Here is a 12,247-nt window from a genome sequence, read left to right on the forward strand (position 1 = left end):
CACTATTCATCTTCTTCACTGATTTCAATACCAAACTTTACTAAAAAGTCGTTAAACTTTTGTTTGTACTTTCTTTGTGCCTCTTCTACAATTTCGTCTGCATCGTCGTTAGAATCAATTGCTGTCAAGTTAAACTCTTCTTTGACCCATTCACGAAACTCTTCCTTATTTTCACTTTCTTCATAATATTCTTCATCTTGATAAAAATACGCTTTATCAAAGTCAACAGAAATTTCAGTATCAAGAGTCAGAAGCTGAATCAATTTCTTAGTGTTTTCTGCCACAATATGAACTCCGCCTTCGTCTCCAAAAACTACAATTGGACAATTATTCAAATCTTCATCAATAAGCCAATATGCATACGAACTTCCTGAACCGTTTGCACCTGCAAACTCAATAAAACTATTATAAAATTCTTCTTCTTTAGACCATGTTTTTATACCTGTTTTATCTTCAGTTATGGTAAGTCCAAAACATTCCGAATACGTTTCTACACCATATTCCTGCTCGAATTCATACAATTTCACTAAATCTTCTGGGAGTTTGTAATTGCCAAATTGAGAAGCATATTCTTCCAATGAAAACCTATTATCAAAATCAGCATATTCTGTTTCATTTTCTTCGTCATCCTCCTCAACAACTTCAGCCGTCAATATTTCAAAAGTTTTCATGACAGCATTTTTTACGCAGAAAAATTCAATTCCTGGAGCATTTTCGTCATTCATCCATTGGTATTTTGGATCTCCAGTTTCATCGAGATATTCCAGAATAATCATAATTTCGGCATCTTCATGACACCATAAAGCACGCATTCTGATATTAAAGCCATTCGAGATTTCTTCTGAAATCTGACTGTATTTTTTCCCTTCATAATCAAAAGTAATAAACAGATAAGTTGTTCCTGAGATATGCCTTACAATCTTACCATTTTCTTTCAGTTCTTCATTTTCAGATAAAACTTCAATCATATTAATAAACTGATTACGAAAATCGGCATACATATACTTTTCTTTTTTATCGTAATCTAAGATTGAAACCCCTTCTTTAAAGATTTCCAGATAATTATTGCCTAATATTTCTTCATTATAATCTGAATTTTCAACAAAAGAATCTTCTACAATATCTGATAATTTATGAGTTGAAGGCAGATAATTCTCAACGGTAATAATAGATCCGTCAGTATCTTGCACATTACTGCAAATTAGCACATCAGGTCTGCTCGCACTTATAATTGCCTGAACGTCTGTAAAACGCTCAAAATGAAACAGCATATCATCAGTGTAAATTAGCCAAGCAGTAAGATCTCCTTTTACAAAAAGTTCTCCGTGATTGTATTCGCCAGCAAGCGTGTCGCATTGCAAACCACCACCTAAATAATGAACACTTCCGAACAGATTAATGTTAACAGTCGTAGTTTTTCCTAAAACGATTAAAGCCGGAGAATTATCAGTATCAAAAGAACTGATCAATTTTGAAACCGTTAGATTTCCTTTAAAAATAAAGCCTAAAATAAAAACATTAGGATGTTCTTCGGTACTGAAATCCATCTCAAACAAATCCATTTCGACATCATTTTCTGCTAACAGAAATATCGGATTTTCTTCGTAATCAGGAAAACGCCAAGTATCTTCAAAAACATTATAGATTTTCTGATTGTTGAAATCGGTAAGATCACCAATGATATTATGCGCTTCATGTCGGTTAATTACTTTAAAAGTAATTCCAGAAAATACCATTGTTCCAAAAGGAACTTTTTCTTCTTTAATCATAACGGAGGCTTATATTTTAAACAGTAAAACAAATCTAGTAATTATCTTTTTTATTAAAACAATACTGACGTTAAATAAAAAACTCCGTTATAAACGGAGTCTCCAAATTATCTGAATTAGTAAGCATTCAAAAAATTATTTCTTTTTCTCATATACTAGTCTTGGGCCATCGCAAAAACTCCACGTTCCATACAAATTTCCGAAACTATTAATGATATATAAGTTTTCTTTTGTCTTGGAAGTACAAGATGCTACTATATCACTCTCTGAAGTATAATTTAGTTCAAACTGAATTTGATCTGTAGTTTTTACTACAGAATAAGTTCCTGAAATGGTTGTAATTTTACCATCTCTCTTTCTTGTTTTAGAGAATGTATTATTAGAATTAAAAGTATACGATTCCTCCCATTCTAAAATATCTACCGAATTTACTGCGGGATTACTGTTACCCATTGCTGTAAGAGTCCATTTTCCGTGATAGCTTTCGGTTGGTTTATTTTCATTGTCATCATTAGAGCAAGAAACAAGCGAAATAAACATTACAATTAAAAGTCCAATTTTTTTCATTTTTAAAGTTTTTGATGGTTAATTACTATTATTAAGATTTTACTTTCTTAAAATGGTTGCGTCTAAACTTAAGAAATTAATGATAAATTAATATTCAAACACTTGAAAACAATAATTCATTTTCAAAATTCCTAATTAAAATCTATCTTCGCTTTTTAAAGAAATAAAGAATCAAAAAGAAAGAAAATAGAATATACTTTGTCTTTCTTCTTGGTTCTGGACTCTTTTATTCTTAGCTCTTCTATAAAATCTAAATCTTCGAATGTCTAATAATCTTTTTGAAACTCCAATTGAATACTTAAAAGGTGTTGGCCCAAGCCGTGGACAGCTGCTTCGTAAGGAATTGGGCATTCATAAATATGGAGATTTAGTCAATCTTTTTCCGAATCGCTATATTGACAGAACGCGTTATTATAAGATTAACGAATTACAGAATACGGGTTCTGAAGTTCAGATTATCGGCAAGATAATCAACATTAAAACCGTTGAATTTGCTAAAAACAAAAAACGTCTTGTAGCTTCTTTTGTTGATGATACTGGGCAAATTGACTTAAACTGGTTTCAAGGTCATAAATGGATTCGCGAAAGTTTAAAACTCAATGAACCATTAGTAATTTTTGGAAAATGTTCGTTGTACGGAAGCCAGTTTAGTATGGCGCATCCGGAAATTGAATTATTAACTGAACACGAAAGAAGTTTACGCTCGGCAATGCAACCAGTTTATCCTTCGACAGAAGCTTTGGCCAACAAAGGCATTTCAAACCGAACCATTAATAAATTAATGGAACAGCTTTTCTTGGAAACGCAAGCGTTGTTTACTGAAACTTTTCCGCCATTTTTAATCGAAGAATTAAAGCTGATTCCAAAACGTGCTGCATTATTCAATATTCATTTTCCAAAAAGCGCTGAAATTTTAGCGAAAGCACAATTCCGTTTAAAATTTGAAGAATTGTTCTTTATTCAGCTCCAATTAATTACTAAAAACCTCATTAGAAAACATAAAATAAAAGGACATCCATTTGATAAAGTGGGCGAACTTTTTAATGAATTTTATAAAAATCATCTGCCTTTTGATTTAACAAATGCTCAAAAAAGAGTAATTAAAGAAATCAGAACCGATATGGGAAGCAACGCTCAAATGAATCGTCTGCTTCAAGGAGACGTAGGTTCTGGAAAAACAATCGTAGCTTTTATGAGCATGCTTTTGGCTATCGACAATGGTTTTCAGGCATGTTTGATGGCACCAACAGAAATCTTGGCCAATCAGCATTTTCTTGGATTATCTGAATTTGCTAAAACCTTAAATATCAATATTCGAATATTAACGGGTTCTACCAAAACTTCTGAAAGAAAAATTATTCATGAAGAATTAGAAAGTGGCGAACTTAAAATTCTAATTGGAACTCATGCTTTACTGGAAGATAAAGTGCAGTTTCAGAATTTAGGTTTGGCTGTAATTGATGAGCAGCATCGCTTTGGTGTGGAGCAAAGATCTAAATTGTGGAAGAAAAACGATATTCCGCCACACGTTTTAGTGATGACCGCCACTCCTATTCCGAGAACTTTGGCTATGAGTTTATATGGTGATTTAGATATTTCGGTTATTGATGAATTACCACCGGGCAGAAAACCAATTCAGACTGTACATCGTTATGACACGAATCGCTTGAAAGTATGGAAATTTCTTCGTGATGAAATCGCAAAAGGTAGACAGATTTACATTGTTTATCCGCTGATTCAGGAATCTGAAAAAATGGATTATAAAGATCTAATGGATGGTTACGAAAGTATTTCTCGTGATTTTCCGTTGCCTCAATATTCAATTTCAATTCTTCACGGAAAAATGAAACCAGCCGATAAAGATTCTGAAATGAAGCGTTTCTCTGAAGGAAAAACTAATATTATGGTCGCGACAACCGTAATTGAAGTTGGTGTAAACGTTCCAAACGCCAGCGTAATGATTATAGAAAGTGCCGAAAGATTTGGTCTTTCTCAATTGCATCAGCTGCGCGGACGTGTAGGCCGTGGCGCCGAGCAAAGTTACTGTATCTTGATGACAGGACATAAATTAAGCTCTGACAGCAAAACGAGAATGGAGACTATGGTACAAACCAACGATGGTTTCGAAATCGCCGAAGTAGACTTAAAACTTCGCGGTCCAGGCGACTTAATGGGAACACAGCAAAGTGGCGTTTTGAACCTTCAAATTGCAGATATTGTAAAAGACAGAGAGATTTTATCTCTAGCCAGAAATTACGCCATGAAAATCTTAAAAGAAGATTCAGCTCTTCAAAAACCCGAACATGCCATTTTAAGAAACATCTTCATAGAGCTGACTAAGAAAAAGAATATTTGGAATTATATTAGTTAACTAAGACGCTAAGGTTCTAAGATACTAAGGTTCTAAGGTTCTAAGGTTTATACCCTAGCCTCTTTTTTCGAATACCAAAAAAGCCCAAAGATTTTAAGTTTAAAATCTTTGGGCTTTAAAATCTTAGCATCTTAGAAGCTTAGCACCTTAGAAGCTTAAAAAAACTCCATTGCGTCCTAATTTATCATTCAGGTGATTTAGTTTTGCTGGGGGACAAATTTAAAGGGGTTGAATATTTTGCCGGACACAATGAAGTATATCGTTGATTATTTCTTTTTCACATCATTCTTTTTTTCAAAAAGACCACTGAATAAACCTTTGCTAATTTTGTTTTTATCGTCTTTACCCGTTGCAATCAGATGATCAATATATTCCATATACGTTTTCTTTCTTTCTTCCAGAAAACCTACCAAATATTCTTCAGAAGCATGCATACCGCTGGTTTCTTCAATCTGCAAAAGTTTCTTGTACAAAGGCTCAATAAATTTGACAATAATCTCATTCGGAACCGACTTTCTTGTACCAAAGAAACCTACAATCTCACCATCTGTATCAGCGATTATTTTAAAATCGGTTACAACCCAGTAATAACGTCCAGTTTTAGCCATATTTTTTATAATAACATGAATATTTTCACTGGATTTAATACTGTCCCATAAAAATTTAAAAATAACTTTAGGCATATCCGGATGGCGAACTATATTGTGAGGCTGGCCGACAAGCTCAAATTCATCATAACCAGAAACATCTATAAAGTCTTCATTGGCATATAAAATGGTTCCTTTTTTATCAGTTTTACTTAGCAATACTTTATTCTTATTCCAGTCCACTTCTCTATCCGAAGGTGTAGGACGGTGTAATCTGGTATCCATAACTTTTACATTTAAATTAATTTACAATTCAATAAGTATAAAATGAATCCTTAAACCTTAATTTGACTCGATTTCTAAGACAAGAAGAATATTTCTGATTTTACGAAAAACTGTTTCTAATTCACATTCAAGCCATTCTGGAATTTCATTATTAACAGCAAGATTAAGCTGTCGAATATCATTCATAATCTGAATTAGCTTTTTATATTGAAAATCAAGATCGTAAACATGTGAACTCGTTCGGTAATTTTTGAAAATCTCCTTTACTTCTATTTCAAAATCAGATTGAATCCCCATTTTTTCAATCGAATCTAATGTTATGCTTTCATTCAAAAAATCTTCAATTATTCTTTTAAGATTATGCAGCGTAGGTACTGCAGTTGGTAAATCATGCTTAAACATACAACTGGTTTAAAAAATATTAATATTGTTTTCTTTGGGACTTGGTTTTAATTCTAGTTTTAAAAACTAGTTTCTGTTTGTTGTCGATTTTACATGAATATCATTCACTAAATCATCAATTTTCTTAGCGCTTTCTCTCATCATTTCAAGATAACTAAGCAGTTTATCATTATCTGTATGTCCTTTTGAAACATCTATTAGTTTTAAAACTGAATTTACAGGCAGTTTCAAATCTAAAGTCGTTCTATGAATAAAATCATTGTAATCTTTTGTAGCCGACATAGAACTGTATTTTGCCGAAGCCAGTTTCATGTTTTCTAATTCATATTCATCTGAAATTTTTGAAATATGATTTTCGCTATGCTCTTTAAAATAATAAGCCCAATAGCCGTTCATAAAAAATACTACAGCCGCTAAAACGGTATGAATAATTAAGGTTTCGAGATCAAAATTTACCTGCGAAAAATAAACCTGAAGTCCGTTGGCATCATTGTAGATATAATTTTGCAAATAAGCCAATCCCGCGTGATGCAATATAACCAGTAAAGTAAGCGGAATTTGAAGCTTCCAGTTCTGATAAATAATCAAAATAGTACTGGCAATAAATACCGTAAAATGCATTTCGAACATACCATGCATCTGGTAAATGTACTGAGCCATAAAAATAGCCAGAACAACAGATAGAACGTACTGATAAAATTTAGAGTTTTTCAAGAAAAATTTTGCCGAGTAGTACAGCAAAAGATTCAATGTTCCGACGCCAACGCCAATTTCAAAAGTATCGTATTTAAAAGACAGTCCGATACCCAAAAGGAAATATACTGCAAGTACATAATTAATAATTGTATCTGATTTTTGTGTCATAGTAGACATAAAACTGTGCAGATAATCTTGTTCGTTTAAGCTAGCTTTTGCTTTCATAGGGTTAAGATTTAGGTTTTTGGAAATTAGTTATTTAGTACATTTTGGTAATGAACATCCGTAAGCTCTAAGGGCTAGAGCATTAAAAGAAGGATTGTACTTTTTACTTAAAAGAGAATCAATAGCCATTTGAGCATAATTGCTTTTAGTATCTGTACAATATCTTGTTTTATTGTAATTTCCTCTGTAATACAAGTCGTGCGACTGATCTAGCAAAACTGCTTGAGGAGTAGAAAAAACACCACATTTCTTAGCTATTCCTTCATCAAAATAAACAGGAATTTTAGCATCAAATTTCTGCTGTATCTCATCAATAGTAAAATTTTTCTTTTTGTTTAAGACTACAATCTTAAAATTGATTCTATCTCCGTACTTTTTAATTAAATCACTAACATGCGGTACGTTGAACCGCGAACAAGGGCATTCGGGATTAAAAAAATGAATAAAAATGGGTTTATTATCAAATGCACAGCAAGGACCGAGTTCTATTTTTGACCCCATTGCAACAGCATGATAATTTTTGGGAATTGGCGTTGGAAGACTGTACTGGAACTCGTTCTGCCAAAACAGATAACCAATTGAAAGAAGTAAAAATGTAAACCATAAGCTTAGAAGTAATTTTTTCTTCATAAATTATTTTTTTATAATATTCAACAACAAACAATAAACACTTGTTAATATAATTATTCATTATATAGAATCAAAAACCAAAAAAAACAACTTCTGCATACGTATTTTAACACAAAAATCAAACACAACCATTGGCTTTCGTGAAAAATTTTCTCATTTTGTTTAACATATCAATGTTACAAATAAAATCGATAAAGTGCAAAAAAAATCAGACAAATTGCGTAAAATTTCTCTCAAAGCAGAAATAGCCTGCCTTTGTACAATTCTAGAGTTAGTCATTTTGATAAAGTTTAAAAAAAAAATTAATCCTTAATTAAACCTTTTTACCTGCCGCTAGTCTAAATACAGACCTTTGTACATACAAATGTTAAATAAAAGCCAACAGCTTCCGATTTCATAGCAAAAAGTTAAATTTGTAACCATACTAAAAACAGAAACCAAAAAATCTATATTCACCTCAATTTTATGAAAGTAAAACACCTCATTTACACCCTTTTAATTATTACAATTGGAGGCTTTATTACCTACAGAATTATTTCTAACAAGGGCAAAAACGACGACTCTAAAAAATTCAATGATAAAAAATCTCCAACAACTGTTAATGGAATCGTAATAAAAACAACCACTTTTGACAATAATCTAGCATTATCAGGATCTATTGAAGCAAATGAGCAAATTGAAATTCATAGCGAGGTTTCAGGTGTTGTAGAAGGAATATTTTTTAATGAAGGCTCTAATGTAACAAAAGGACAAGTACTTTTGAAAGTAAATGATATTGAGTTAAAAGCACAATTAAGACAAGCTTTAACAAGAGAAGATTTGGCTGCCGAGAATGCGAGAAGAGCAAAATTACTGCTTCAAAAAGAGGCAATTAGCCAAGAAGAAGCAGATGTTGCAAAAGCCGACCTTGCTTCTGCTCAGGCTCAAAGCCAATTAATTCGAGCGCAAATTTCTAAAACTTCTGTGAGAGCTCCTTTCTCAGGAAAAATTGGTTTGCGTAATATTTCTCCTGGAACTTACATTACACCAACAGTTTTAGTAGCAAAACTGGTCAATACTAGCAAATTAAAAATCACTTTTTCTATACCAGAAAAATATGCTGCAGAAGTAAAATCAGGATCAATAATCGATTTTAAGGTTTCTGGTTCAGACAAAACTTATAATGGAAAAATTTATGCCATCGAACCAGAAGTTGCTGTTGCAACACGTACACTTCAGGTTCGTGCCCTTGCTGATAATGCTGATGGAAAACTTTTCCCTGGAACTTTCGCAGATATCAAATTACCTTTAAATATTATTAAAGACGCTATTGTAGTTCCTTCTCAAGCTATTATTCCAATTCAAGATGGTAAAAAAGTTTTTGTTGCTAATAACGGACAGGCAAAAGAAGTAATGGTTGATGCAACAACAAGAACTGATTCTTCTATTTTAATTTTATCAGGATTAAAACCAGGAGATACTTTAATTACAAGCGGTGTAATGTCTTTAAAAGATGAAGCTCCAATTAAAGTTAAAGTAAAATAATTATGAGTTATGAGTTTTGGATTATGAGTTAAAAGCTAAATCTCGCAAAATCTAAAATCCAAACTCTAAAATCTAAAATCACACATGAGTTTATCAACTACAAGTATAAAAAGACCTGTTTTAACCATAGTACTGAATTTATTAATTATTTTATTCGGTTTTATTGGTTATACTTTTTTAGGAGTCAGAGAATTTCCTTCTATTGACCCTGCGCAGGTATCCATTCGTACCAATTATACGGGTGCCAATTCCGACATTATTGAATCGCAAATTACAGAACCACTTGAAAAAGCGGTAAATGCAATTGACGGAATCAGAAACATTACTTCTTCTAGTAACCAAGGAAGCAGTAACATTACAATAGAATTTAATCTTGATAAAGATTTAGAAGAAGCGGCAAACGATGTTCGTGACAAAGTTTCACAAGCCATTAGAAGTTTACCGCAAGACATTGATGCTCCGCCGGTTGTATCTAAAGCCGATGCAGATAGTGAGGCGATTATTTCGATGACTGTTCAAAGTGACACTAGAAGCTCTTTAGAATTGAGTGATTATGCCGAGAACGTTATTTCGCAAAGATTAGAAACAATTCCGGGCGTTAGTGCTGTACAAATCTGGGGACAAAAACGTTACGCAATGCGTTTGTGGATCGATCCTGCAAAACTTTCAGCTTACGGCTGCACAGTTTCAGATGTTCGTACCGCATTAAATTCACAAAATGTCGAATTGCCTTCTGGAAAACTTACAGGAAACAATACCGAATTAACGGTAAAAACAGTTGGAAACCTTTCTAAACCTGAAGAATTCAATAATATTATCATTCGTACAGACGGTGACAAAATTGTTCGTTTAAGTGATATTGGGGGAGCAGAATTAGGGCCAGAAAACTTAGAAACAAAATTAAGCCAATCTGGACTTCCGTTAATTGGTCTTGCAATCGTTCCGATGCCGGGAGCAAATTATTTGGATATTTCTGCTGAGTTTTATAAAAAATACGAAGCTTTAAAGAAAGATCTTCCAAAAGATATCAAACTTAACATCGCACTTGATAATACCATTTTCGTAAAGAAATCAGTACTTGAGGTGGCTGAGACTTTAGGAATTTCAATTATTCTCGTTATCATTATTATTTATCTGTTTTTTAGAGACTGGGCAATTGCTTTCAGACCTTTGATTGATATTCCTGTTTCTTTGATTGCTACTTTCTTCATTATGTGGCTTTTCGGATTTTCTATCAACGTTTTAACCTTACTAGCTATCGTTTTGGCAACTGGTCTAGTTGTGGATGACGGAATCGTAGTAACTGAAAACATCTTCAAGAAAGTTGAAGAAGGAATGTCACCTATTGAAGCAGCTATTAAAGGTTCTAATGAGATTTTCTATGCCGTAATTTCGATTTCTGTAACCTTGGCGGCGGTATTTTTACCCGTTATTTTCCTTGAAGGTTTCGTTGGACGACTCTTTAGAGAATTTGGGGTCGTAATTGGAGCTGCTGTATTAATTTCTGCCTTTGTATCCTTGACTTTAACGCCAATGTTAAATGCTTATTTAATGAAAGGTGGCGAACAGAAAAAATCGAAATTCTATATTAAAACAGAACCATTTTTCGAAAAAATGAACAGTAGTTATGCCGAAGCTTTAACGAAATTCATGGATAGAAAATGGATTAGTTTCCCTATCCTAATTGCTTGTTTCGGACTGATCTACTTATTTTTCACTATCCTTCCAAAAGAAACTGCTCCTTATGACGACCGAAGCTCTGTAACCATGCGTATGACTACTCCAGAAGGTTCGTCTTATGAGTATACAGATAAATTTATGCAGGAGATTTCAAGGCTAATTGATGACTCTATTCCAGAGAAAAAAGTTAGTTTGGTTATTACTTCGCCGGGATTTAGTTCGAACTCTGTAAATAGCGGATTGGTAAGGCTTACTTTAAAAGATGTTGACGAAAGAAAGAAATCTCAAAAGGAAATCGCTGAGGAGTTAACTAAATGGACAAAACAATATCCGAATGCTAAAACTTCTGTAACCCAACAACCAACAATTGCAGTAAACAGACGTGGAGGTTTACCAATTCAATACATTATTCAGGCTCCAAACTTTGATAAGTTAAGAGAAAAAATTCCTGTTTTTATGAGTGAAGTGGGTAAAAGTGATGTGTTTTCTACAACAGATGTAAACTTGAAATTTAATAAACCAGAAATCAACGTTACCATTGACCGTGCAAAAGCAGAAAGTTTAGGAATTTCAATTCTTGACATAGCACAAACTTTGCAGCTTTCTTTAAGCGGACAGCGTTTTGGCTATTTTATTAAAAATGGAAAACAATATCAGGTAATTGGACAATTTGACCAAAAAGACAGATCGAAACCTTTGGATTTGACTTCTATGTTTGTGAAAAACAAAAAAGGTGAATTAATCCAGATGGATAACGTAGTAAATGTTTACGAACAAAGCAATCCGCCGCAATTGTATCATAATAACAGATACATGTCTGCAACAGTTTCTGCTGGTTTAGCGCCAGGAAAAAGTATGGGCGACGGAATTGAAGAAATGGACCGAATTAAAGCAAAAGTTTTAGATGAAAGTTTCACTACAGATTTAGCTGGAGAATCACGAGATTTCGTAGAAAGTAGTTCTAATACTTCTTTCGCTTTCGGATTGGCTTTATTGTTAATCTTCTTGATTCTGGCAGCACAATTTGAAAGTTTTATTGATCCATTTATCATCATTTTAACGGTACCAATGGCAGTAGCAGGAGCTTTATTCTCACTATGGCTATTCAATCAGACTTGGAATATTTTTAGTCAGATTGGTACGGTAATGCTAATTGGTCTGGTAACCAAAAACGGTATTTTGATTGTAGAATTTGCCAATCAGTTACGAGAACAAGGAAAACCTAAATTAGAAGCTATTTTAGAAGCTTCAGAAGCACGTTTACGTCCAATTTTAATGACGAGTTTAGCCATTGCTTTAGGAGCACTTCCAATTGCACTTTCTCTTGGAGCGGCATCGACTAGTAGAATTGGTATGGGAGTTGTAATTGTGGGAGGAACTATCTTTTCTTTGGCTTTAACGCTTTTTGTAATTCCTGCAATATATTTTATGTGGTCAAGAGCAAGAAAGCATTATCCAGAGTTTGACCATATTGACGAATACGAAAGAGAAAGCATTAAATAAAAACCAGA

General features: G+C 33.3%; 9 protein-coding genes. 3 read left to right on the forward strand and 6 right to left on the reverse strand.

Annotation, left to right across the window (positions count from 1 at the left end; all coding sequences use genetic code 11):
* Positions 1 to 2: 2 nt before the first annotated feature.
* Positions 3 to 1,769, reverse strand: coding sequence for a hypothetical protein (locus AC5ZCW_RS01090; RefSeq protein WP_496117346.1), 1,767 nt, complete (start codon positions 1,767 to 1,769; stop codon positions 3 to 5).
* Between the two features lie 135 nt (positions 1,770 to 1,904).
* The gene (locus AC5ZCW_RS01095) at positions 1,905 to 2,336 is read right to left on the reverse strand and encodes a hypothetical protein (RefSeq protein ID WP_496117347.1); all 432 of its coding nucleotides are present in this window, start codon (positions 2,334 to 2,336) and stop codon (positions 1,905 to 1,907) included.
* Positions 2,337 to 2,598: 262 nt separating this feature from the next.
* On the opposite strand from AC5ZCW_RS01095, the gene recG reads away from it, so the two are divergent.
* The gene (gene recG / locus AC5ZCW_RS01100; RefSeq protein WP_496117348.1) at positions 2,599 to 4,707 is read left to right on the forward strand and encodes an ATP-dependent DNA helicase RecG; all 2,109 of its coding nucleotides are present in this window, start codon (positions 2,599 to 2,601) and stop codon (positions 4,705 to 4,707) included.
* 266 nt (positions 4,708 to 4,973) lie between these two features.
* Here recG and AC5ZCW_RS01105 read toward each other — a convergent pair whose 3' ends face one another.
* The 4 genes from AC5ZCW_RS01105 to AC5ZCW_RS01120 form a co-directional block, all read right to left on the reverse strand.
* The gene (locus tag AC5ZCW_RS01105) at positions 4,974 to 5,579 is read right to left on the reverse strand and encodes a PAS domain-containing protein (protein ID WP_281632525.1); all 606 of its coding nucleotides are present in this window, start codon (positions 5,577 to 5,579) and stop codon (positions 4,974 to 4,976) included.
* A 57-nt stretch (positions 5,580 to 5,636) separates the two neighbouring features.
* Entirely contained in the window at positions 5,637 to 5,981 is a 345-nt protein-coding gene (locus AC5ZCW_RS01110; protein ID WP_496117351.1) for a hypothetical protein, read from the reverse strand.
* A gap of 66 nt (positions 5,982 to 6,047) precedes the next feature.
* Positions 6,048 to 6,902, reverse strand: a complete 855-nt coding sequence (locus AC5ZCW_RS01115; RefSeq protein ID WP_343544180.1) for a histidine kinase — start codon at positions 6,900 to 6,902, stop codon at positions 6,048 to 6,050.
* A 30-nt stretch (positions 6,903 to 6,932) separates the two neighbouring features.
* The gene (locus tag AC5ZCW_RS01120; RefSeq protein ID WP_343544181.1) at positions 6,933 to 7,532 is read right to left on the reverse strand and encodes a TlpA family protein disulfide reductase; all 600 of its coding nucleotides are present in this window, start codon (positions 7,530 to 7,532) and stop codon (positions 6,933 to 6,935) included.
* A 465-nt stretch (positions 7,533 to 7,997) separates the two neighbouring features.
* Between AC5ZCW_RS01120 and AC5ZCW_RS01125 the strand changes: the two genes are divergently transcribed.
* Entirely contained in the window at positions 7,998 to 9,056 is a 1,059-nt protein-coding gene (locus AC5ZCW_RS01125; protein ID WP_496117353.1) for an efflux RND transporter periplasmic adaptor subunit, read from the forward strand.
* Between the two features lie 84 nt (positions 9,057 to 9,140).
* On the forward strand, positions 9,141 to 12,239 hold the full coding sequence (locus tag AC5ZCW_RS01130) for an efflux RND transporter permease subunit (protein WP_343544183.1): 3,099 nt from the start codon (positions 9,141 to 9,143) through the stop codon (positions 12,237 to 12,239).
* The last annotated feature ends 8 nt before the right edge of the window (positions 12,240 to 12,247 follow it).

The organism is Flavobacterium sp. PLA-DH12 (assembly GCF_059511845.1).